General features: G+C 65.8%; 20 protein-coding genes. 15 read left to right on the forward strand and 5 right to left on the reverse strand.

Features of this window, described 5'->3' with window-relative positions:
• Position 1 precedes the first annotated feature (1 nt).
• From ASD75_RS13415 to mnhG, 10 genes are all read left to right on the forward strand, one after another.
• Entirely contained in the window at positions 2 to 334 is a 333-nt protein-coding gene (locus tag ASD75_RS13415; protein ID WP_056065071.1) for an integration host factor subunit beta, read from the forward strand.
• 132 nt (positions 335 to 466) lie between these two features.
• Positions 467 to 796 (forward strand): lipopolysaccharide assembly LapA domain-containing protein, encoded by a 330-nt coding sequence (locus tag ASD75_RS13420; RefSeq protein ID WP_056063651.1) that lies wholly within the window; start codon positions 467 to 469, stop codon positions 794 to 796.
• Entirely contained in the window at positions 786 to 1,943 is a 1,158-nt protein-coding gene (gene lapB / locus ASD75_RS13425; RefSeq protein WP_056746358.1) for a lipopolysaccharide assembly protein LapB, read from the forward strand. The genes ASD75_RS13420 and lapB overlap by 11 nt, the downstream gene beginning before the upstream one ends.
• Before the next feature lie 37 nt (positions 1,944 to 1,980).
• Positions 1,981 to 2,436: a helix-hairpin-helix domain-containing protein gene (locus ASD75_RS13430; RefSeq protein WP_056746360.1), complete on the forward strand. Its 456-nt coding sequence runs from the start codon at positions 1,981 to 1,983 to the stop codon at positions 2,434 to 2,436.
• Between the two features lie 342 nt (positions 2,437 to 2,778).
• Positions 2,779 to 5,724, forward strand: a complete 2,946-nt coding sequence (locus ASD75_RS13435; protein ID WP_056746362.1) for a monovalent cation/H+ antiporter subunit A — start codon at positions 2,779 to 2,781, stop codon at positions 5,722 to 5,724.
• Positions 5,715 to 6,080: a Na+/H+ antiporter subunit C gene (locus ASD75_RS13440; RefSeq protein WP_015014440.1), complete on the forward strand. Its 366-nt coding sequence runs from the start codon at positions 5,715 to 5,717 to the stop codon at positions 6,078 to 6,080. The genes ASD75_RS13435 and ASD75_RS13440 overlap by 10 nt, the downstream gene beginning before the upstream one ends.
• A 160-nt stretch (positions 6,081 to 6,240) precedes the next feature.
• Positions 6,241 to 7,962, forward strand: a complete 1,722-nt coding sequence (locus ASD75_RS13445; protein WP_056746364.1) for a monovalent cation/H+ antiporter subunit D — start codon at positions 6,241 to 6,243, stop codon at positions 7,960 to 7,962.
• A 38-nt stretch (positions 7,963 to 8,000) separates the two neighbouring features.
• Entirely contained in the window at positions 8,001 to 8,510 is a 510-nt protein-coding gene (locus tag ASD75_RS13450) for a Na+/H+ antiporter subunit E (RefSeq protein ID WP_056746714.1), read from the forward strand.
• Positions 8,507 to 8,785 carry a K+/H+ antiporter subunit F gene (locus tag ASD75_RS13455; protein WP_056063664.1) on the forward strand — a complete coding sequence of 93 codons (279 nt, stop codon included), beginning with the start codon at positions 8,507 to 8,509 and terminating at the stop codon, positions 8,783 to 8,785. The genes ASD75_RS13450 and ASD75_RS13455 overlap by 4 nt, the downstream gene beginning before the upstream one ends.
• The gene (gene mnhG, locus ASD75_RS13460; protein WP_056746366.1) at positions 8,782 to 9,180 is read left to right on the forward strand and encodes a monovalent cation/H(+) antiporter subunit G; all 399 of its coding nucleotides are present in this window, start codon (positions 8,782 to 8,784) and stop codon (positions 9,178 to 9,180) included. The genes ASD75_RS13455 and mnhG overlap by 4 nt, the downstream gene beginning before the upstream one ends.
• A 65-nt stretch (positions 9,181 to 9,245) precedes the next feature.
• On the opposite strand, the gene ASD75_RS13465 is transcribed toward mnhG, so the two are convergent.
• Positions 9,246 to 12,896, reverse strand: coding sequence for a hydantoinase B/oxoprolinase family protein (locus tag ASD75_RS13465; RefSeq protein WP_056746368.1), 3,651 nt, complete (start codon positions 12,894 to 12,896; stop codon positions 9,246 to 9,248).
• A 92-nt stretch (positions 12,897 to 12,988) separates the two neighbouring features.
• Positions 12,989 to 13,525 (reverse strand): winged helix DNA-binding protein, encoded by a 537-nt coding sequence (locus tag ASD75_RS13470; RefSeq protein WP_056063673.1) that lies wholly within the window; start codon positions 13,523 to 13,525, stop codon positions 12,989 to 12,991.
• Positions 13,526 to 13,712: 187 nt separating this feature from the next.
• Between ASD75_RS13470 and ASD75_RS13475 the strand changes: the two genes are divergently transcribed.
• The 5 genes from ASD75_RS13475 (at position 13,713) to ASD75_RS13495 (ending at position 18,044) form a co-directional block, all read left to right on the forward strand.
• A complete protein-coding gene (locus tag ASD75_RS13475; protein ID WP_056746370.1) occupies positions 13,713 to 14,696 on the forward strand; it encodes a TRAP transporter substrate-binding protein in 984 nt (327 codons plus the stop codon).
• 18 nt (positions 14,697 to 14,714) lie between these two features.
• Complete coding sequence (locus ASD75_RS13480) at positions 14,715 to 15,224, forward strand: TRAP transporter small permease (protein WP_056746372.1); 510 nt, start codon at positions 14,715 to 14,717, stop codon at positions 15,222 to 15,224.
• Between the two features lie 17 nt (positions 15,225 to 15,241).
• Positions 15,242 to 16,546 (forward strand): TRAP transporter large permease, encoded by a 1,305-nt coding sequence (locus tag ASD75_RS13485; protein WP_056746373.1) that lies wholly within the window; start codon positions 15,242 to 15,244, stop codon positions 16,544 to 16,546.
• A gap of 122 nt (positions 16,547 to 16,668) precedes the next feature.
• A complete protein-coding gene (crcB, locus tag ASD75_RS13490; RefSeq protein ID WP_056746375.1) occupies positions 16,669 to 17,052 on the forward strand; it encodes a fluoride efflux transporter CrcB in 384 nt (127 codons plus the stop codon).
• Positions 17,053 to 17,180: 128 nt separating this feature from the next.
• Positions 17,181 to 18,044 carry a TIGR00730 family Rossman fold protein gene (locus ASD75_RS13495; RefSeq protein WP_056746378.1) on the forward strand — a complete coding sequence of 288 codons (864 nt, stop codon included), beginning with the start codon at positions 17,181 to 17,183 and terminating at the stop codon, positions 18,042 to 18,044.
• 58 nt (positions 18,045 to 18,102) lie between these two features.
• Here ASD75_RS13495 and ASD75_RS13500 read toward each other — a convergent pair whose 3' ends face one another.
• The 3 genes from ASD75_RS13500 to ASD75_RS13510 all read right to left on the reverse strand — a co-directional run bounded on the left by ASD75_RS13500 (position 18,103) and on the right by ASD75_RS13510 (position 21,872).
• On the reverse strand, positions 18,103 to 19,269 hold the full coding sequence (locus ASD75_RS13500) for an MFS transporter (RefSeq protein ID WP_056746380.1): 1,167 nt from the start codon (positions 19,267 to 19,269) through the stop codon (positions 18,103 to 18,105).
• Positions 19,266 to 20,813, reverse strand: coding sequence for a DNA recombination protein RmuC (rmuC, locus tag ASD75_RS13505; protein WP_056746382.1), 1,548 nt, complete (start codon positions 20,811 to 20,813; stop codon positions 19,266 to 19,268). The genes ASD75_RS13500 and rmuC overlap by 4 nt, the downstream gene beginning before the upstream one ends.
• 75 nt (positions 20,814 to 20,888) lie before the next feature.
• The gene (locus ASD75_RS13510) at positions 20,889 to 21,872 is read right to left on the reverse strand and encodes a D-glycerate dehydrogenase (protein WP_056746385.1); all 984 of its coding nucleotides are present in this window, start codon (positions 21,870 to 21,872) and stop codon (positions 20,889 to 20,891) included.

Raw genomic sequence — 21,872 nt, forward strand, 5'->3', positions numbered from 1 at the left:
CATGACCCGCTCAGACCTCGTCGAAGAACTGGCCGCCCGTTTCGGCCAGCTCACCCACCGCGATGCCGAATACGCCGTCAAGACCATTCTGGACGCCGTGGGCGAGGCCCTGGTGCGCGGGCACCGCATCGAGATCCGGGGCTTTGGCAGCTTCTCGGTCAACCACCGCCCTCCCCGCATGGGCCGCAATCCACGCAGCGGCGAGGCCGTGGCCATTCCCGAAAAGCGTGTGCCCCATTTCAAGCCGGGCAAGGCCCTGCGCGAAGCCGTCGACAAACGCACGGCCGAAATGGAAGAAAAGGCACCGCCCGCAACGGGCACCCTGGGCAACTGATATCAAATTGATAGCGGCAAGCGCATGATTCACTAGCGCCTGCTGCCGTTTTGACTTGTATTGACCTGAGAGACGGCATCCACAGGCCCCCTGCGCCAAGCTCTTAGAATCGCCCCACCACTGGGGAGACCGATGAAATACCTCCTGTGGCTGCTCAAGGCAGCCATTTTTTTTACGCTCTTCGCCTTCGCGCTGAACAACCAGCAGGATGCGACCGTGCATTTCTTCTTTGGCACGCAATGGCGTGCGCCGCTGGTGCTGGTGGTGCTGACCGCATTTGCCGCAGGTCTGGTCGTTGGGGCCTTGGGCATGGTGCCGCGCTGGTGGCGCCACCGCAACGCTGCACGCCGCGCCCAGGCAGCAGTCGTGGTTGCACCAACGCCCGTAACGGCCCCCGCCGCCAGCGCCACCCCGGCAGCGCCCCCACCACCTCCTGACCTGCCTTCGATCCATGGAATTTGACCTGAGTTGGATACTGCTGGGCTTGCCCCTGGCCTTTGTGCTGGGCTGGCTGGCGTCGCGGTTTGACCTGCGCCAGCTGCGCGCCGAAAACCGCCGCGCCCCAAAGGCGTACTTCAAGGGTCTGAACTTCCTGCTCAACGAGCAGCAGGACCAAGCCATCGACGCCTTCATCGAGGCCGTGCAGAACGACCCCGACACCTCCGAGCTGCACTTCGCCCTGGGCAACCTGTTTCGCCGCCGGGGCGAATACGACCGTGCCGTGCGTGTGCACGAGCACCTGCTCTCTCGCGGCGACCTGAGCCGTACTGACCGCGAACGCGCCCAGCATGCGCTGGCGCTCGACTTCCTCAAGGCCGGGCTGCTCGACCGCGCCGAAGATGCGCTGCAGCGCCTGGAGGGCACCCCGTTCGAGGCCCAGGCCCGCCTGGCGCTGCTGGCCATCTACGAACGTTCGCGCGACTGGCCCCATGCCGCCACCATTGCCCGCAAGATGCACGACGCCGATCAGGGCGACTTCAGCACCCGGCAAGCCCACTACCTGTGCGAGCAGGCGCTGGCGCTGAGCGCGCAAGGCGACCTGCCGGGCGCTCAGGCCCTGCTGGACCAGGCAGTGGCCGCGGCTCCCGAGGCCGCGCGCGCGCGCATTGAACTGGCGCGCCTGCAACGCCTGATGGGTCAGCCGGCTGCCGTGCTGTCCACACTCAAGGCGCTGGGCGAGCGCAACCCCGCAGCGCTGCCCCTGGCCGCCCCGCTGATGGTCGAGGCTGCCACCGCTACCGGCCGCACCCAGGAAGTGCATGCCCTTTTGCAGGCGCACTATGCGCAAGCGCCTTCGCTGGACGTGCTGGAAAGCATCGTGGCCATGGAAGCCGCCGACGAGGCCACCCGCCCATCCGCCCGCCAGCGTTATGTGGAGCACCTGGACAAGGAGCGCTCCCTGGTCGCTGCCGCCAAATGGCTGGCTACCGAAAAGCTGGAACACGAAGAATTCCACCCCCAGGTTCAACGTGCCCTGGACCATGCCGTCAAGCCCCTGACCCGCTACCGATGCGCGGCCTGTGGCTTCGAGGCGCGCCAGCATTTCTGGCAATGCCCCGGCTGCCAGACCTGGGACAGCTACCCCGCACGCCGCGTCGAAGAACTCTGACCCAAGCCTTCATCCCCAACGCTGTAAGACCCTTGCCATGCTGAAGAAACTGCTGACCCTGCTGGTTGCCACGCTGCTCGCCACCGCCACCTGGGCCGCCGTGGATGTGAACACCGCCACCGAGGCCGAACTGGACGGAATCAAGGGCATCGGGCCCGGCCTGTCGGGCCGCATCCTCCAGGAGCGCCAGAGTGCCCCCTTCAAGGACTGGGCCGACTTCATCGGCCGTGTGGGCGGCGTGGGCAACAAGAGTGCCGTCAACTTCTCCAAAGAGGGCCTGACCGTCAACGGCAAGAAGTACAGCGCAGCAGCCGCCGCCAAGGCAGAAGCCAAATCCAGTAAAAAGCACAGCAGCTCCCAGGCAGCAGACCGCAAGGCCCGTGGCAGCGCTGACAAGGAGGCCGCAACGGCAACCACGCCAGCCACACCACCCGCCACGGCGACTGCGGCACCGGCCGCGCCAGCACCGGCAACCGGCGCTAGCAAAAACTAAGCACGCTTCACAAGTAGCAAGCCCGCTCCAGCGGGCTTGTTTTTTTGCGGCAGGGCATGCGCGACAGCAAGGGGCGGGCAGGGTTTTTAGGCGCTGCCCCCAGGGCGTGTTCCTCTTCAATTCCCCCACGCGAAAGCCATCCAGGCCGTGCAGTGCCAGGCGCCCTGAGCGCCGTGTAGCGTGGCTACACAAGCGAAGGGCAACGACGCAATGTGTGGCTTGGCCGGCTTTCCCTTCGGGCTGGCTGCGCAATGCGGCGTCTGCTTTGTCGGGCATCCATCCGCATTGCACCGCCAGCGCGTGGGGGAATTGAAGGGGGACACGCCCTAGAATCAATCGCGCATGCCCCTGATCACGCTCATCCTTCTTCCCTTCATCGGCAGCCTGCTGGCAGCGGTTCTGCCCTCCAACGCCCGCAATACCGAGTCCACCCTGGCAGGACTCATCGCCCTGTTCTGCACCGTGCAGGTGGCGCTCTACTTCCCGCAGATTGCAGACGGCGGCGTGATCCGGCAAGAGCTGGCCTGGCTGCCCGCGCTGGGCCTGAACCTCGTCATCCGCATGGACGGCTTTGCCTGGATGTTCTGCATGCTGGTGCTGGGCGTGGGCAGCCTGGTGGTGCTGTATGCGCGCTACTACATGTCTGCGGCCGACCCGGTGCCGCGCTTCTTCTCGTTTTTTCTGGCCTTCATGGGTGCGATGGCAGGCGTGGTGCTGTCGGGCAACATCATCCAGATTGCGTTTTTCTGGGAGCTGACCAGCCTGTTTTCCTTCCTGCTGATCGGCTACTGGCACCACCGCAAGGATGCGCGGCGCGGGGCGCGCATGGCGCTCACCGTCACCGGCACAGGGGGGCTGGCCATGCTGGCGGGCATGCTGGTGCTGGGGCACATCGTTGGCAGCTACGACCTCGATCATGTGCTCGCCGCCGGCCAGCTCATCCAGAACCACGCGCTGTACACCACCGCGCTCGTACTGATTCTGCTGGGCGCGCTCACCAAAAGCGCGCAGTTCCCCTTCCACTTCTGGCTGCCCCACGCCATGGCTGCGCCCACCCCTGTGTCGGCCTACCTGCATTCGGCCACCATGGTCAAAGCGGGCGTGTTTCTGCTGGCGCGCCTGTGGCCCGCGCTGGCGGGCACCGAGCAGTGGTTCTGGCTGGTGGGCGGCGCGGGCCTGGCCACCTTGCTGGTGGGCGGCTACGCGGCCATGTTCCAGAACGACCTCAAGGGGCTGCTGGCGTACTCGACCATTTCGCACCTGGGCCTCATCACCCTGCTGCTGGGCCTGAACAGCCCGCTGGCCGCCGTGGCGGCCGTGTTCCACATCATGAACCACGCCACCTTCAAGGCCTCGCTGTTCATGGCCGTGGGCATCGTGGACCATGAAAGCGGCACGCGGGACATCCGGCGCCTGTCGGGCCTGCGCACCATGATGCCGATCACCGCCACCCTGGCCATGGTGGCCAGTGCAGCCATGGCGGGCGTGCCGCTGCTCAATGGCTTCCTGTCCAAGGAAATGTTCTTTGCCGAGACGGTGTACGTGAACACCACGCCATTGCTCGAATGGCTGCTGCCGGTGGCCGCCACGGTGGCCGGCATGTTCAGCGTGGCGTACTCGCTGCGCTTCACGGTGGATGTGTTCTTTGGCCCGCCCGCCACCGACCTGCCGCGCCCGCCCCATGAGCCGCCGCACTGGATGCGCGTTCCGGTCGAACTGCTGGTGCTGGCCTGCCTCGTGGTGGGCACGTTGCCCGCGTGGTCGGTGGGGGCCTACCTGGCCGCTGCCGCGCGGCCCGTGGTGGGGGGCGAGCTGCCCACGTACAGCCTGGCGGTCTGGCATGGGTTCAACACCCCCTTTGTGATGAGCCTGGTGGCTTTGGGCGGGGGCATCGCGCTCTACGCACTGCTGCGCTGGCAGCGCGAAAAGGGTGCCATCGATGCGCCACCCGTCATGCGCCGCATCAGCGGCCAGCGGGCCTTTGAGGCCACGCTGGCCGTGCTCAGCCTGATGGGCCGCAATGGCCGCCGCCTGCTGGGCACTGGTCGCCTGCAGTGGCAGATGCTGTGGCTGGTGTGCGCTGCGCTGGTGGCGGGCACCCTGCCCCTGTGGGCGCGGGGCCTGCCCATTGGCGACCGGATGCAGCTGCCGCTGTCCCCCGCCTTTGCGCTGCTGTGGTTGCTGGGTGCCGTGTGCGCCGTGGCGGCAGCCTGGCAGGCCAAATACCACCGGCTGGCGGCACTGACGCTGCTGGGTGGCTCCGGGCTGTGCGTGTGCCTGACCTTCCTGTGGTTCTCGGCGCCCGACCTGGCGCTCACACAGATCGTGGTGGAGGTGGTGACCACCATCCTCATTCTGCTGGGCCTGCGCTGGCTGCCGCGGCGCGACGAGAGCCTGCGCGTGCCCACGCTGGCCGAAGAGCGCCGCACCCAGCTGCGCCGCTACCGCGACATGGCGTTGACGTTGGCCGCAGGGGGTGGCATGGCCCTGCTGTCGTTCGCGATGATGAGCCGCCCCTTCCCCGACAGCACCTCCACCTTCTTCCTGGAGCGTGCGCTTTCCGAAGGGGGCGGCACCAACGTGGTCAACGTCATGCTGGTGGACTTCCGGGGCTTTGACACCTTTGGCGAGATCGTGGTGCTCGGCATTGTGGCGCTCACGGTGTATGCGCTGCTGCGGCGCTTCCGCCCTGCGCGCGAGGTGATGGACCTGCCGCCCCAGCAGCGCGCACTGCCCGCCGATGTGGACACCGACCTCGCCAACCCACGCCAGACTGCCGACACCGCCGTGGGCTACCTCATGGTGCCCGCCGTGCTGGTGCGGCTGATGCTGCCGTTTGCCACGCTGGTAGCGGTCTACCTCTTCATGCGCGGCCACAACGAGCCCGGCGGCGGCTTTGTGGCGGGGCTGGTGTTCTCGGTGGCCCTGCTGCTGCAGTACATCGTCTCGGGCACCTCGTGGGTCGAGGCGCATCTGCCGCTGTACCCGCGCCGCTGGATCGGTGTGGGCCTGCTCGCCGCACTGGCCACGGGCCTGGGCGCACTGGCCTGGGGCTATCCGTTTTTGACCAGCCACACGGCGCATTTTTCGCTGCCCGTGGTGGGTGAGATCCACGTGGCCAGCGCGCTGTTCTTCGACATCGGCGTGTTCACCCTGGTGGTGGGCTCCACCATGCTCATCCTCACCGGCATTGCCCATCAGTCGGTGCGCAGCCACCGCTACAACAACGCACGCGCGGCCGAAGAAGCCCAGGCCGCCGCCACACCGGGAGAAGGTCCATGGAACTGATACTGGCCCTGGCCATCGGCGTGCTCACAGGTTCCGGCGTGTGGCTGCTGCTGCGGCCCCGCACCTTCCAGGTCATCATGGGCCTGTCGCTGCTGTCGTACGCGGTCAACCTCTTCATTTTCAGCATGGGCCGCCTGGGCCTCGCGATTGACAAAGAGCCCGTGCTGCAGCCCGGGGTGCCGCAAGACCTGGCCCACTATGCCGACCCCATGCCCCAGGCACTCACGCTCACGGCCATCGTCATCGGCTTTGCCATGACCGCCCTCTTCCTCGTGGTGTTGCTGGCATCGCGTGGCATGGCGGGCACCGACCATGTGGACGGCACCAAGGGTAAAGACGTGCAGGAAATGCCATGACTAGAGAACACCCCCCTGAGCGGCTTCGCCGCTTCCCCCCGCTCTCGCAGCGCTGTGCGCTGCGGGCAGGGGGACGCAGCCCTCGCTGCGGGGCGGCCCTTGCTTGGCTGCCCCGGCCTGGGGCGTGCCAGTTTCATGCGCAGCGCCTTGGACAAATGACATGACATTCATGCACATGCTGCTTGAGCGGCTCATGCCGCACCTGATCCTCGCGCCCATTGCGCTGCCCCTGCTCACGGCCGGGCTCATGCTGCTGCTGCGCGAGGAACGCCAGCGCACCAAGGTCACGCTCAACATCACATCGACCCTGGTCGGCCTGGTGGTGGCTGTGTTGCTGCTGGTGCAGGCCAAGGAGCCCAGCGTGCAGACCAGCCTGGGCGTGTACCTGCCGGGCAACTGGCCGGCGCCGTTCGGCATCGTGCTGGTCATCGACCGCCTGTCGGCCATGATGCTGGTGCTGACCAGCACCGTGGCGCTCGCCACGGTGCTGTTCTCGGCCGCGCGCTGGCACCGGGCGGGTGTGCACTTTCACCCGCTGTTCCAGTTCCAGCTCATGGGGCTGGCCGGCGCGTTCCTCACGGCCGACCTGTTCAACCTGTTTGTGTTCTTCGAGATCATGCTGGCGGCGTCCTACGGGCTGCTGCTGCATGGCTCGGGCCGCCCGCGCGTGTCGGCGGGGCTGCACTACATCGCCATCAACCTCGCCGCCTCTTCGCTGTTCCTCATCGGGGTGTCGATGCTCTACGGCATCACCGGCACGCTCAACATGGCCGACCTGGCCCAGAGCATTGCGGGTGTGGCCGTGGCAGACCGGGGGCTGCTGCATGCGGCCGCGGCCATTCTGGCGGTCGCGTTCCTCATCAAGGCCGCCGTGTGGCCGCTCAACTTCTGGCTGGTGCCTGCCTACAGCGCGGCCACGGCACCCGTGGGTGCGCTTTTCGCGCTCATGACCAAGGTGGGCGTGTACAGCGTGCTGCGGCTGTGGACGCTGCTGTTTGGCGCCGAGGCCGGTGAATCCGCGCTGTTTGGCAGCCAGTGGCTCATTGGCGGCGGCATGCTGACCATGGCCTTTGGTGCCATTGGCATGCTGGGTTCGCAGCGGCTGGGGCACCTGGCAGGGTTCAGCGCCGTGCTGTCGTCGGGCACCCTGCTGGCCGCCGTGGGCTTTGGGCAAAACCTGCTCACGGGTGGACTGCTGTACTACCTGCTCAGTTCTACCCTGGCTGTGAGTGCGCTGTTCCTGCTCACCGACCTGATCGACCGCTGGCGCAACAACGGTGCCAACCTCGCTCCGTATGAGCAGACCGACGACGCACCCTTTCTGTCGGCCGACCTGGTGCCCACCGAGGGCATGAACCTGGACGACAAGGAACAGGCGCTGATCGGCCAGGTCATCCCCGCCGCAGCGGCCTTTCTGGGCCTGGCGTTCATGGCCTGCACGCTGGTCATTGCGGGCCTGCCGCCCTTGCCCGGTTTTGTGGGCAAGTTCGCCATGATCCACGCACTGCTCAACCCGCTGGGGCTGGGCGCGGCCCAGGGCATCCGCCTGGGCGCTGCGGGCTGGATGCTGGTGGCGTTGCTGGTGAGCTCGGGGCTGCTGGCGCTGCTGGCACTCACACGCGCGGGCATTCGCCATTTCTGGTCGGCCCAGGGCCGTGCTTCACCGCAGCTTTTGGTGCTGGAGGGGCTGCCCATTGCGCTGCTGCTGCTGGCTTGCGTGGCGCTGGTGTGGCAGGCTGGGGCGGTGATGCGCTACGCCCAGGCCACGGCCGATGCCCTGCATGCGCCCAGCACTTACGTGCGTGCGGTGATGACCGCTGCTCCCGTCGCGGCTTCGCCTGCGGCGATGCCTGAAACCACGCCACCGGGGGACAAGCCATGACCCAACCTGCTCAACCTGCGGCGTCCAACGCCCCCGCCATGCCGCCACGCCCGGGTCCATTGCGGCGCCTGGTGCCGGCCCCGCTGCTCTCGCTGGCGCTCCTGGGCCTGTGGCTGCTGCTCAACCGCAGCCTGAGCGCGGGCCACTTCGTGCTGGGCACGGTGCTGGCACTGGCCATCCCGCTGCTCACCGCCGGGCTGCGCCCGCTGCCGGTGCGCATCCGCAAGCCGGGCACCGTCCTGCGCCTGGCACTCACGGTGGTGGCCGACACCACCCGGTCCAACCTCGCGGTGGCCCGCCTGCTGCTGGCGCCCGGCCGCAGGCGCCACCCTGCGGGCTTTGTGCACATCCCGCTGGACGTGCTGGACCCCAACGCATTGGCCGTGCTGGCGATGATCGTGTGCATCACACCTGGTACCGCGTGGGCCGAGATTTCTCTGGACCGCAGCATGCTGCTGCTGCACGTGCTGGAGTTGGACGACCCCGCCACGGTGATCGCGGACGTGAAGCAGCGCTACGAGGCGCCCCTGATGGAGATTTTTGAATGACCCCCGTGCTGGACTGGGCCCTGCCGGCCGCCCTGCTCATGCTCGCGCTGGCCATGGGCTGTGCGTTGATCCGACTGCTCAAGGGCCCGTCTGCGCAAGACCGCGTGCTGGCTCTGGACTGCATGTACCTGAGCGGCATGCTGGTGATGCTGGTGCTGGGTCTGCTCTACGGCAGCAAGAACTACTTCGAGGCTGCGCTGCTGCTGGCGCTGTTCAGCTTTGTCGGCTCCATGGCCATGGCCAAGTTTTTGCTGCGCGGCGAGGTGATCGAATGACCGAAGCCGCCACCACCGCCACCGCTGTTCTTCCGCTGTGGCTGGAAATCATCGTTGCCGTGCTGGTGCTGGCCGGTGCCGCGCTGGCCCTGCTGGGCTCCATCGGGCTGCTGCGGCTGCCCACTTTTTTTGAACGGGTACACGCGCCCTCCATCATTGCCACGCTGGGCTGTTGGCTGATCATGCACGGCACCGTGCTGTACTTCTCGGTGGCCGACCGCAGCCTGGCGCTGCATGCGCTGCTGATCGCCGTGTTCGTGGCGATCACGGTGCCGGTGATGTCGATCTTTCTCATGCGCGCGGCGCTGTTCCGCGCACGGCAGGCCGGGCGCGACGTGCCGCCCAGCCTGAGCCAACCCAAGGTGGGTGTGAGCACGGAAGTCAAAGACGCCTGACCAACCACTCCTGATTTGATAGCTGCAGACGCATATAAAACATGCGCTTGCGGCACTTTTAGCTCTTATTTCGCACCCGACACACCAAACCCGCCGCCGCCGGGGGTGTGAATCTCGAACACATCGCCCGGCAGCATCTCTGCCTGGCCGATGTGGTCCAGCTGCTCCACCCGGCCATCGCTGCGCACCACCTTGTTGATACCCACGGCACCCGGCTGGCCGCCCGCCATGCCAAACGCGCCATGGTGGCGGCCGTTCGACAAGATGCTGGCCGTCATCGGCTCCAGAAAGCGCACACGGCGCACGCCGCCGTCGCCACCTTTCCACTGCCCGGCACCGCCCGATCCCTTGCGGATCTCGTAGCCCTCCAGCCGCACCGGAAAGCGGAACTCCAGCACCTCGGGGTCCGTCAGGCGCGAGTTGGTCATGTGGCACTGCACGACGCTGGTGCCACCAAAACCGCCCACCAGCTGCCCGTTGGCATCCCACACACCGCCCGCGCCGCTGCCGCCCGAGATGGTCTCGTAGTACTGGTAGCGCGTGCTGCCAAACGTGAAGTTGTTCATCGTGCACTGTCCCGCCGCCATCAGGCCTAGTGCGCCGTACAGCGCATTGGTGATGCAGGTGGACGTTTCCACATTGCCCGCCACCACTGACGCTGGTGGGTTGGGGTTGAGCATGCTGCCGGGCGGGATGATGACGTTGAGCGGCTTGAGGCACCCCGCGTTCAGCGGAATGTCGTCATCCACCAGCGTGCGGAACACATACAGCACCGCCGCCATACACACCGCCGTGGGCGCATTGAAATTGTTGGTCTGCTGCGGGCTGGTGCCGGTGAAATCAATGGTGGCACTGCGGTTAGTGGCATCCACCTTCACGGCCACGCTGATCTGCGCGCCGTTGTCCAGAGGCAGCGTGAACGCACCATCCTTGAGCCGTGTGATGACACGGCGCACGGACTCTTCGGCGTTGTCCTGCACATGGCGCATGTAGGCCTGCACGACGTCCAGGCCAAACTCGCCCACCATGCGGCGCAGCTCCTGCTGGCCTTTCTCATTCGCTGCGATCTGCGCGCGCAGGTCGGCCATGTTCTGCTGGGGGTTGCGGCTGGGGTATTCGCCGCTTTCCAGCAGCGCAATCATCTCGGCCTCGCGCAGCACGCCGCGTTCCACCAGCTTCACGTTGTTGATCTGCACGCCCTCTTCTTCAATGCGCGTGGAGAACGGCGGCATGGAGCCCGGCGTGGTGCCGCCCACATCGGCGTGGTGGCCCCGGCTACCCACATAGAACGTGGGCTCGGCCTCGTTGGCGATGTAGACCGGCGTGATGACCGTGATGTCCGGCAGGTGCGTGCCGCCGTGGTACGGGTCGTTGAGCACGAACACATCGCCGGGCTGCATGCGGCCCGCGTTCTCGCGGATCACGGTCTTGATGCTCTCGCCCATGCTGCCCAGGTGCACGGGCATGTGCGGCGCGTTGGCAATCAGGTTGCCTTCGGCATCGAACAGCGCGCAGCTGAAGTCCAGGCGCTCTTTGATGTTCACCGAGTACGCCGTGTTCTGCAGCTGCAGCCCCATCTGCTCGGCAATGTTCATGAACAGGTTGTTGAACACCTCCAGCAGCACCGGGTCCACCGTGGTGCCCACGGCATGCTGCACGGCGCGCGCCACACGGCGGTTGAGCAGCAGGTGGTCCAGGTCGGTCAGCGCGGCCTCCCAGCCGGGCTCTACTATTGTTGTAGCGTTCTTCTCGGCAATGATGGCCGGGCCGGGGATCACGTCGCCGGGACGCAGGTCCTCGCGCACCACCAGCGCCGCATCGTGCCAGGCAGCGATTCCATCCACACCACCCGTGTACATGCGCACGGTGCTGCGGCGCGGCACCGTGCGGGCGGGCTGCAGCGCGTGGCGTGGCTCCACGGGGGCATCGCCGGGCACAACGGCCTCGACCGACACAGCCTCCACCACCAGGCCCTTGCCCTGCATGAGGAAGGCAAAACGCTGGCGGTAAGCGTTCTCGAACGCGGCGGTGATCTCGGCCAGCGAGCCAAACGGCACGATGAGTGCCGAGTCGCTGCCCTCGTAGCGCACGTGCACGCGGCGGTGCACCACGGCAGTGCCCGCGCCCACCTGCTGGCGCTCCAGCTCGGTGCGTGCGGTGGTGGCAAGTTGCTCCAGCGTGGCTTCGATGCCGGGCAACGCGTCCGGCACGAGCTTGGTTTCCACCGCCTGTTCACGGATCACGTTCTGATCCGCCAGGCCCATGCCGTAGGCGCTGAGTACCCCCGCCAACGGGTGCACAAACACGCGCGTCATGCCCAGGGCATCGGCAACCAAACATGCATGCTGGCCACCCGCGCCGCCAAAACACTGCAGCGTGTAGCGCGTCACGTCATAGCCGCGCGCCACACTGATCTTTTTGATGGCGTTGGCCATCTGCTGCACGGCAATCTGGATGAAGCCGTGCGCCACATCCTCGGCCTTGCGTCCGGTCTGGGTGGCGAGGTCGCCAAACTTTTGCGCCACGGCATCACCGTCCAGGGCCTCGTTGGCCGCGTGACCAAACACCTTGGGAAAGTGCGCAGGCTGGATCTTGCCCACCATCACGTTCGCGTCCGTCACGGCCAGCGGGCCGCCACGGCGGTAGCTGGCGGGGCCAGGGTTGGCGCCCGCGCTTTCGGGGCCGACGCGGAAGCGTGCGCCATCAAAGCCGAGGATGGAGCCGCCGCCAGCCGCCACGGTATGGATGCTCATCATGGGCGCGCGCATGCGCACGCCGGCCACCTGGGTTTCGAACTCGCGCTCGAACTCGCCTGCGTAGTGGCTCACGTCGGTGCTGGTGCCACCCATGTCAAAACCGATGACCTTGTCGTGGCCCGCAAGGCCCGCGGTGCGCGCCATGCCGACGATGCCACCGGCGGGGCCAGAGAGGATCGCATCCTTGCCCTGGAATACCTGCGCGTCCGTGAGGCCGCCCGACGACTGCATGAAGAACAGCTTCACGCCTGGCATTTCGCTCGCCACCTGGTCCACATAGCGGCGCAGGATGGGCGACAGGTACGCATCCACCACCGTGGTGTCGCCCCGGCTCACCAACTTCATCATGGGGCTGGTGGCATGCGATACGCTCACCTGCGTAAAGCCGATTTCGCGCGCGATGCGGGCGGCGGCTTCTTCGTGCGCTGTGTAGCGGTAGCCGTGCATGAACACGATGGCCGCGCTGCGCAGGCCCGCGTCGTAGGCCGCCCACAGGCGTTCCTTCAGGTGGGCTTCGTCCAGCGGCTCGATCACTTCGCCCTGTGCCCCCATGCGCTCCTGCGCCTCGATCACGCGCTCGTACAGCAGCTCGGGCAGCACGATGTGGCGGTCAAACAAACGGGGGCGGTTCTGGTACGCAATGCGCAGCGCGTCCTTGAAGCCCTTGGTGGTGATGAGCAGCGTGGGCTCGCCCTTGCGCTCCAGCAGCGCGTTGGTGGCCACGGTGGTGCCCATCTTCACGCACTCCACCAGCGCAGGCGTCACGGGCTCACCGGGCTTCAGGCCCAGCAGGTAGCGAATGCCGGCCACCGCCGCGTCCTTGTACTGCTCGGGGTTCTCGGACAGCAGCTTGTGCGTGACCAAGGTGCCGTCCGGGCGCTTTCCCACCACGTCGGTGAAGGTGCCGCCCCGGTCGATCCAGAACTGCCAGCGGGACAAAGGAGAAACTTGTTGGGACATGATGATGCTATCTAATCAATAGCTGCCAGCGCATTGAATACCTGCGCTACAGCTGCATTTCATTCAAAAAACCAGAAACCAGGGGCAGGTTGTCACAGCGACGCTGCGGAGCGCGCTGCCTGGTCATACATGCCCGAGAGCACACGCAGCAAACGGGCCAGTTCGCCGATGTCGCGGTTGAGCGCGTCATCGGCATTCAAGGCATCGATGAGGCAGCTCTCGCGGATCTCGCGGTAGCGCTGCACATAGGCGCGGCCGGTGTCGGTGGCGGCGTAGGTGACTTCCTTGCCGTTCTTCTGCGAGGCGACCACGCCCAGGGTCTGCAGCTTTTTGAGCGAGTAGTTCACCAGGTGCGTGTCTTCCACGTTCATGATGAAGCAGATGTCGGCCAGTCGCTTGTCGCGCGCGCGATGCGTGACATGGTGCAGCACCACCACGTCGAGCGGCGTCAGGTCCTTGAGACCCGCCGCCGCCATGCAGTGCACCACCCAGCGGTGGAAAGCGTTGCCCGCCACGATGAGGCCGAACTCGAACTCGCTCATCTCTGCACTCTGCGCCGACACCAGATGCGCCGAAGACACGATGGGACCGGAGTCGGTTTTGGCCTTGGGCTTGGCGTCAGATTTCATGGCGGGTTCAGGCCTGCGGGTTCTGTCATTGGCACGGGATATGCATGGGGCATTGTAGGCAAGTCGATGGTAATTTGTTGGCAATTTGTCAGCGTTTAGGCAAAACACCTATCGCAATCGGATCGGCTTCCGATACAGTGATTTGTTACATCCAATCTTGTACATACAACCCTGCGGAGCAATATCCATGAAGCGTCGAATCTTCCCCGTGACCGCACTCGCCCTGACCCTGGCTGCGGGCCTGTCTGCCACCTCGGCATTCGCCCAGACCAAGTGGGACCTGGCCGCCGCCTACCCCGCCACCAACTTCCACACCGAGAACATGGTGCAGCTGGCCAGCGATGTGGACAAGGCCACGGGCGGCAAGCTCAAGATCACGGTGCATGCCAACGCCGCGCTGTTCAAGGCCCCTGAAATCAAGCGCGCTGTGCAAGGCGGCCAGGCGCAGATGGGCGAGATCCTGCTGGCCAACTTCCAGAACGAATGGCAGCTGTTTGGCGTGGATGGCCTGCCCTTCCTGGCCGATAGCTACGACGCCTCCAAGAAGCTCTACGCCGCCCAAAAGCCATTCCTGGAAAAGAAGCTGGCTGAGCAGGGAATGATGCTGCTGTACGCCGTGGCCTGGCCTCCACAAGGCATCTACACCAAGAAGCCGCTGGCCTCTGCCGCCGACCTCAAGGGCATCAAGTGGCGCGCCTACAGCCCTGCCACCGCCCGCATTGCCGAGCTGGTCGGCGCCCAGCCCGTGACGGTGCAGGCCGCAGAGTTCTCGCAGGCGCTGGCCACGGGCGTGGTCGAATCGACGATGACCTCGGGCGCCACCGGTGTGGACAGCAAGCTGTACGAACACCTCAAGTTCTACTACGACACCCAGGCCTGGCTGCCCAAGAACGCCGTGCTGGTGAACAAGAAGGCGTTTGACGCCCTCGACAAGCCCAGCCAGGACGCGCTGCTGAAGGCCGGTGCCGACGCCGAAGCACGCGGCTGGGCCAACAGTGCCAAGGTCAACACCGACACCGTCGCCAAGCTCAAGGCCAATGGCATGGATGTGGTGGCCCCACCGGCCGCCCTGAAGGCCGACATGGCCAAGGTGGGCGACACCATGCTCAAGGAATGGCTGGACAAGGCCGGCCCCGAAGGCAAGGCGCTCATCGACGCCTACCGCAAGTAAGCCCAGGCGCCCACGCACATGCGTCGTCTGCTGGACTTTCTGTACGACAGCGCCGCCGCCCTGGCGGCGCTTTTCATGGTCGGCTTGTTGGGGATGGTGCTGCTGTCCATCGCCAGCCGCCAGTTCCACTTCCACGTGCCGGGCACGGATGCCTATGCGGGCTATCTGATGGCCGCATCGGGCTTTCTGGCGCTCGCCCACACCTTGAAGCGCGGCGAGCACATCCGCGTCACACTGCTGCTCAACTTTCTGAAGGGCGGCGCCAAGAAGGCGTTCGAGATCTGGGCTTTGGCCATTGCCACCCTGCTGGCCGTACTGTTCGCGGTGTACAGCTGCAAGCTGGCCTGGCAGTCGCACGAGTTCCACGACATTTCCACCAGCAGCGACGCCACACCGCTGTGGATTCCGCAGATCGCCATGGCCTTGGGCACGGTGATTCTGGCGATCGCGTTCCTGGACGAGCTGGTGCTGGAGATGATGGGCAAGCGTGTGGATGCCTCCTCCGGCGAAGCATTGCGCAATGAATAAACCCGGCACGACCTACCATGAGTGATCTCGCCATAACCGGCCTGCTCGTACTGTCACTGTTCCTGATCCTGGGCAGCGGCGTATGGATCGGTCTCACCCTCTCCGGCGTCGCCTGGATCGCCATGCAGCTGTTCTCCGCCCGCCCGGCGGGCGATGCGATGGCCGTGACCATCTGGGGCAGCGCCTCCAGCTGGACCCTCACCGCCCTGCCTCTGTTCATCTGGATGGGCGAAATCCTGTTCCGCACCCGTTTGTCGCAAGACATGTTCAAGGGCCTTGCCCCGTGGGTACAGGCGCTGCCCGGCCGGCTGCTGCACACCAACGTGGTGGGCTGCACCATCTTTGCCGCCGTGTCGGGGTCGAGCGCCGCCACCTGCGCCACCATCGGCAAGATGACGCTGCCCGAGCTGACGCGCCGCGGCTACCCCGAGCACATGGTGGTGGGCACGCTGGCGGGCGCGAGCACGCTGGGTCTGTTGATCCCGCCGTCCATCATCATGATCGTGTACGGCGTGTCGGCCGAGGTGTCGATCTCGCAGCTGTTCATTGCGGGTGTGCTGCCGGGCATCCTGCTGGCGGCGCTGTTCTCGGGCTACATCATGCTGTGGGCGCTGCGCCACCCCGAGCAGGTGCCCGCCGCCGATGTGCGCATGAGCTTCATGCAAAAGCTGTCCGAATCGCGCAGCCTGATCCCCGTGGTGCTGCTGATCGCGGCAGTGCTGGGCTCCATCTACACCGGCTTTGCCACCGCCACCGAGGCCGCGGCCGTGGGCGTGGTCGGCTCGCTGGTGCTGTCTGCCGTGCAGGGCTCGATGACCTGGGGCACATTCAAGGACTCGCTGATGGGCGCCACGCGCCTGTACTGCATGATCGCGCTGATCTTGGCGGGCGCCGCTTTTCTCACGCTGGCCATGGGCTACATCGGCTTGCCGCGCCACCTGGCGGAATGGATCGCGTCGCTGGGCTTGAACCAGGCGCAGCTCATCGTGGCGCTGGCGATTTTCTACATCATCCTGGGCTGCTTTCTCGACGGTATCTCGATGGTGGTACTGACCATGGGCGTGCTCATGCCCACGGTGCAGGCGGCCGGCATCGACACCATCTGGTTCGGCATCTTCATCGTGCTGGTGGTGGAGATGGCGCAGATCACGCCGCCCGTGGGCTTCAACCTGTTTGTGCTGCAGGGCATGACAGGGCGCCAGCTGCCCTGGATCGCCAAGGTGGCCATGCCCATGTTCTTCCTGATGTGTGGCGCTGTGGCGTTGATCTATGTCTTCCCCGGCATCGTGACCTGGCTGCCGCAGCAGATGTCGGCACGCTGAACGCACCTGCCGCCAGCAGGCACAGCCAAGCGGGGCGCCCCCACCGGGGACGCCCCGCTTGGCGTTTTGAGGGATGGAGAGGAGCCAGTCCGACGCTCCAAAAATCCGGCGACAATGGCCCGATGTTGAACGTTCTTGCCATCTGCATCGGCGCCTGTGTGGGCGCACTGGCGCGCTGGCGCCTGGGTCTGTGGCTCAGCCCCGGGGGCCTCATTCCCTGGGGCACACTCGCCGCCAACCTGGTGGGTGGCTACCTCATCGGAGTGTGTGTCGCAGTGTTCCACGCCATGCCCCAACTCGACCCCGTGTGGCGGCTGGCGCTGGTCACCGGGTTTCTGGGCGCACTCACCACGTTCTCCAGCTTCTCTGCCGAAGTCGTTGAGATGCTAATGATGCAGCGCTACGCCATGGCGCTGGGCACCACGGCTTTGCACCTGGTGGGCTCGTTGAGTCTTACGGTGCTTGGCATGCAAAGTGCTTCGTATTTCATAGCATCTCGCGCTTGATATTCCTGCACTAGCACGTCATTTCGTCATCAATCCACGCCACACTGCATGGGCCCATACCCGCTGCTACCGCTGCTGCCGGTGCCGCCCCTTTCTTCTCTGTTCACCTACCGATACGCGAGCCCCTCATGGAAGCCAACACCCAACTCAACGAACGCCGCCTGGCCGATGCCTGGGCCGAGCTGCACAACCACGCCCACAACGGCAACCCGCTGCAGGCCGATGCCAACCGCATGGCCTTTGCGGACCCCGAATTCATGTTCCGCCGCGAAACCCGGGGCATCCGCTTTCAGCTCGAAATGCTCAAGCCCGACCTGGGCCAGGCCGAACAAGGCATTGAAAGCACCGTGGTGGTGTATGGCAGCGCGCGCTTTGTCGCACCCGACGAAGCCGCAGCACAGCTAGGCGAGGCCGAAGCCAGTGGCGACGCCGAACGCGTGCGCCGCGCACGCCTGGCCGTGCGCAACGCAGGCTATTACGACCTGGCCCGCCAGTTCGCCAAGCTGGTGGCCGACTACAGCGAACGCCAGCGCCCTGCCGACCGCATCTACATCTGCACCGGCGGCGGCCCAGGCATCATGGAGGCCGCCAACCGGGGCGCCCATGATGCGGGCGCACTGAACGTGGGCCTGAACATTGCCCTGCCCCACGAGCAAAGCGGCAACCGCTTCATCTCGCCCTCGCTGTCCTTCAAGTTCCACTACTTCGCGCTGCGCAAGATGCATTTCATGATGCGTGCCAAGGCGCTGGTGGCCTTCCCTGGCGGCTTTGGCACGCTGGACGAGCTGTTCGAAGTGCTGACCCTGGTCCAGACCAAAAAGGCCAAACCTGTACCCATCGTGCTGTTCGGCACCGACTACTGGAAGCGCCTCATCAACTTCGACGTGCTGGTGGAAGAAGGCACCATCTCTGCGCAGGACCTCAACCTGTTTCACTACACCGATGACCCTCAGGAGGCATGGGACTTGATCCGGGCGTTTTACAAGCTCTGACGGCCAACATACGGCGGGACGGGTGCCTGAAGCACCTACCTACCCCGCAGGGCTCTCTTCATGGGTTGCGCCCCATCAGCCAGGCCTGGCGAGAGCCTAGCCCCACGGCGCAGCCCACCACCCAGAACAGCCCTCCCACCCCAATCACGGCCCCCGCAGAGCCAAACAGCATGGGCATGAGCACGCTGGATGCGTTGATGGCCATGAGCCGCAGACCCAGCGCCTCGCCATGGCGGGCTGGCGGCGTGATCTGGTGCAGCAGGCTCATCACCATGGGCTGCACCGAGCCCAGTGCAAACCCGAGCAGCACCGAACACGCGCCCATGGCCAGCGCGCTGTGCAGCAGCGGGTAGACGCCAAACAGCACGGCCGTAGCGACCATGGCTCCCGCCACCACCACCCGTTCGCGCAGGCGCTCTGCCACGATGGGCATGAGCACCCGGATGACTGCAGCGGCAATCGCAAACGCCCCCAGGATGGAGCCAATGACGGACGCTGACAGGCCCCGCTCGTGCCCCAGCAGCGGGACCACGAAGGTGTGCACGTCCCAGCACGAGGACAAGATCCAGTTGACCAGCAGCAAGCGGCGAAACGGAGGTTCGTTCATCAGGTCCCACGCGCGCTGCGGGGGGCCGCCCGCGGCGGCAATCACGGGCGGCAGCTCTACCGTGTCTCGCACCCAGAACCAGGTGAGCAGGGGCAACACCGCCATCAGGGCAAAGGCGGCGCGATAGCCCTCGGTGCTGCCCGCAGCACTGCCCGCGTTGTCGATCATGAGCCCCGCGCAGAAAGGCCCGATGAAGTTGGACACCGCAGGCCCGATGGCCAGCCAGCTGAACACTTGCTTGAGCTGCGTGGCGTCGTGCGCAGCGCGCCCCACGTGGCGCTGCAGTGCAATGGTGGCGGCCCCGGTGGCGCCACCGGTCATCAACGCAGCCACACACAACACCGGAAAGACGGGGAACACCAGCGCCAGCGCAGCCCCTGCCGATGCAAGGGCCACCGCGTAGCCCACGGGGCGCTTCAAGCCGTGCCGGTCCGCATAGCGCCCTGCGGGCAAGGCCAGAAAAACCTGCGTGAGTGCGAACAATGCCAGCAACACCCCCACGGCTGCTGCACTGTGGCCCTCGCGCAGCGCCAGCAGTGGCGCCGCCAATCGCATGCCTGCCATGCAGGCGTGCACGCAGATCTGCCCCGCAATCAGACGCGCCAAGGCCCAGTTCACGGAAGGTCGTCCTCGGACTCCAACCCGGGAAATGCCGATGGGCTGGCCCCTGCCAGCGGCACGGCCGTGTCGGGCGCAGGCAGGTCCTGCACATCCCGCAGCTTGCGCTGGATGGCGCGGGTGCGCACCCCCACCTCGTCAAACTTCTTGGCGGCGGCATCGATGGATTTTTTGGTGGCCTCGACCACATCGCCAAACTTGGCGAACTCTGTCTTGACCATGCCCAAGAGGCTCCACACCTCGGACGAGCGCTTTTCGATCGCCAGCGTCTTGAAGCCCATTTGCAGGCTGTTGAGCATGGCGGCCAGGTTGGCCGGGCCGGTGATCATCACGCGGCACTCGTTCTGCACGGATTCGACCAGGCCGGGGCGGCGCATCACCTCGGCAAACAGGCCCTCGGTGGGCAGGTAGAGCACGGCGAAGTCGGTGGTGTGTGGGGGCGACACATACTTGGCAAAGATCTTCTTGGCCTCCAGCTTGATCGACGTCTCGAACGCATTGCCTGCCGACAGAATGGCTGCCTTATCGGCCGCGTCCTGCGCGTCCAGCAGGCGCTGGTACTGCTCCACGGGGTACTTGGAGTCGATGGGCAGCCACACCGGGTGCTCGTCGCTCTTGCCGGGCAGGCGGATCGCAAACTCCACCAGCTCATCGCTGCCCGGCACGGTCTTGACGTTGCGCGCGAACTGGTCGGGCGTGAGCACGTTATCGATGATGGCGCCCAGCTGCATTTCGCCCCAGGTGCCGCGCGACTTCACGTTGGTCATCACGCGCTTCAAGTCGCCCACGCTACCCGCCAGGGTCTGCATTTCGCCCAGGCCCTTGTGCACTTGTTCGAGCCGGTCGCTCACCAGCTTGAACGATTCGCCCAGGCGCTGCTCCAGCGTGGCGTGCAGCTTTTCGTCCACCGTGCGGCGCATTTCTTCGAGCTTGGTGGCGTTGTCGGCCTGGATGGCGGCCAGGCGCTCGTTGAGGGCGGTGCGCAGCTGCTCGGCGTTGTGCTGGCTGCCCTGCACCAGCCCGGTAAGCTGCTGCGACACGGCGTCTTGCAGCACCGCAAACTGGTTCTTGATCTGAAAGCCGTTGGCTTCGAGCTGGTCCTTGAGCGCTTGCGACATCACTCCCAGCTGCGACTGGGTGTCGCTCTTGAGCGAATCGAGCGTGAGGCGTGTGGCCGCATCCAGGGCCGTGAGGCGCTGCTCCAGCCGCGCCTCGAATACGCTAAAGGCAGTCAACAGCTCGGCGCGGCCGTTGCGGGATTCGGCCACGGCCTGGGCCAGGCGTTCGTCCACGGCATGGCGCAGTGTCTCCAGCGTGGACTGCGTGGTCTGGGTGAAGCCACGCAGCTGCTGCCCCATGCCGTCCAGCGCGCCATCATTCTTGGCCACAGCAATCTGCGTCGCCTGTGTGGTTTGCTCCAGCGACTGCAGGCGTGCCAGCCACTCGGAAGGCAGATCCACGCGGGGACGGCGCAGCAACAGCACCACCAGAAGAACCAGCGCCAGTGCCAGCGCGGCCAGGAGAACAAGGGTGTCAGTGGTCAAGGTTCACTATGGTTTTGATAGCTATCAGCGCATGTTCGACTAGCGCATCCGGTCGATTGGACTCGAAACTTGAAATCAGCGCAGGCTGGCGGGCTGATTGACCGGTGTGAGCGGCCCGCGCCCGTCGAAGAACGCGATCAGATTGTCCGCCGCCAGGTTGGCCATGGCACGCCGGGTGGGCACGGTGGCGCTGGCAATGTGCGGGGTGAGCACCACGTTGGGCACGGTCAGCAAGTCGGGATGCACGCTGGGTTCGCCTTCAAACACATCCAGCCCTGCGGCCGCGATGCGGCGCTCGCGCAGGGCCACCGCCAGCGCAGCGTCGTCCACGATACCGCCACGCGCAATGTTGACCAGCGTGGCCGTGGGCTTCATCAACGCCAGCTCAGCCGTACCGATGGTGTGGTGCGACGCGGGCGTGTAGGGCACCACCAGCACCACATGGTCTGCGGTGCGCAGCAACTCATCCTTGCCCACGTAGGTGGCCTTGCATTCGGCCTCCAGTTCGGCCGACAGACGCGAACGGTTGTGGTAGACCACCTTCATGCCAAAACCATGCGCCCCGCGCTTGGCAATGCCCTGCCCGATGCGGCCCATGCCGATGATGCCCAGCGTGCTGCCGTGGATGTCGCTGCCCGCGAACATGTCGTAGCTCCACTTGGTCCACTTCCCGGCACGCAGGTAATGCTCGCTCTCGGTCATGCGGCGGGCGGTGGCCATCAGCAATGCAAAGCCGAAGTCGGCGGTGGTCTCGGTGAGCACATCGGGTGTGTTGGTGCCCAACACACCCGCGGCGGTCATGGCATCCACGTCAAAGTTGTTGTAGCCCACGGCCATGTTGGCGCAGACCTTGAGGCGCGGCGCAGCGGCCAGCAGTGTGGCATCGATGCGCTGGCTGCCGGTGGTCAGCACCCCGTCCTTGTCGGCCAGGCGCGCAGCCAGCTCTTGCGGGGTCCAGATCACGTCGTCGGGGTTGGCCTCCACGTCAAAGTGCTCGCGCAGGCGGTCCACGATGTCAGGAAAGATCGCGCGGGCGACCAGGATGCGGGGTTTGCTCAT

Origin of the sequence: Acidovorax sp. Root568, assembly GCF_001427445.1 — a bacterium.
GTDB classification, from domain to species: Bacteria; Pseudomonadota; Gammaproteobacteria; order Burkholderiales; family Burkholderiaceae_C; genus Acidovorax; species Acidovorax delafieldii.

Coding starts and splice junctions, on each gene's coding strand:
- ASD75_RS13420 (WP_056063651.1), top strand. CDS start 467: ATGAAATACCTCCTGTGGCTGCTCAAGGCAGCCATTTTTTTTACGCTC.
- ASD75_RS13475 (WP_056746370.1), top strand. CDS start 13,713: ATGAAGCGTCGAATCTTCCCCGTGACCGCACTCGCCCTGACCCTGGCT.
- ASD75_RS13465 (WP_056746368.1), bottom strand. CDS start 12,896: ATGTCCCAACAAGTTTCTCCTTTGTCCCGCTGGCAGTTCTGGATCGAC.
- ASD75_RS13470 (WP_056063673.1), bottom strand. CDS start 13,525: ATGAAATCTGACGCCAAGCCCAAGGCCAAAACCGACTCCGGTCCCATC.
- ASD75_RS13415 (WP_056065071.1), top strand. CDS start 2: ATGACCCGCTCAGACCTCGTCGAAGAACTGGCCGCCCGTTTCGGCCAG.
- crcB (WP_056746375.1), top strand. CDS start 16,669: ATGTTGAACGTTCTTGCCATCTGCATCGGCGCCTGTGTGGGCGCACTG.
- ASD75_RS13510 (WP_056746385.1), bottom strand. CDS start 21,872: ATGAGCAAACCCCGCATCCTGGTCGCCCGCGCGATCTTTCCTGACATC.
- ASD75_RS13480 (WP_056746372.1), top strand. CDS start 14,715: ATGCGTCGTCTGCTGGACTTTCTGTACGACAGCGCCGCCGCCCTGGCG.
- ASD75_RS13455 (WP_056063664.1), top strand. CDS start 8,507: ATGACCCCCGTGCTGGACTGGGCCCTGCCGGCCGCCCTGCTCATGCTC.
- ASD75_RS13450 (WP_056746714.1), top strand. CDS start 8,001: ATGCCGCCACGCCCGGGTCCATTGCGGCGCCTGGTGCCGGCCCCGCTG.
- ASD75_RS13445 (WP_056746364.1), top strand. CDS start 6,241: ATGACATTCATGCACATGCTGCTTGAGCGGCTCATGCCGCACCTGATC.
- ASD75_RS13430 (WP_056746360.1), top strand. CDS start 1,981: ATGCTGAAGAAACTGCTGACCCTGCTGGTTGCCACGCTGCTCGCCACC.
- ASD75_RS13435 (WP_056746362.1), top strand. CDS start 2,779: ATGCCCCTGATCACGCTCATCCTTCTTCCCTTCATCGGCAGCCTGCTG.
- lapB (WP_056746358.1), top strand. CDS start 786: ATGGAATTTGACCTGAGTTGGATACTGCTGGGCTTGCCCCTGGCCTTT.
- mnhG (WP_056746366.1), top strand. CDS start 8,782: ATGACCGAAGCCGCCACCACCGCCACCGCTGTTCTTCCGCTGTGGCTG.
- ASD75_RS13485 (WP_056746373.1), top strand. CDS start 15,242: ATGAGTGATCTCGCCATAACCGGCCTGCTCGTACTGTCACTGTTCCTG.
- ASD75_RS13440 (WP_015014440.1), top strand. CDS start 5,715: ATGGAACTGATACTGGCCCTGGCCATCGGCGTGCTCACAGGTTCCGGC.
- ASD75_RS13495 (WP_056746378.1), top strand. CDS start 17,181: ATGGAAGCCAACACCCAACTCAACGAACGCCGCCTGGCCGATGCCTGG.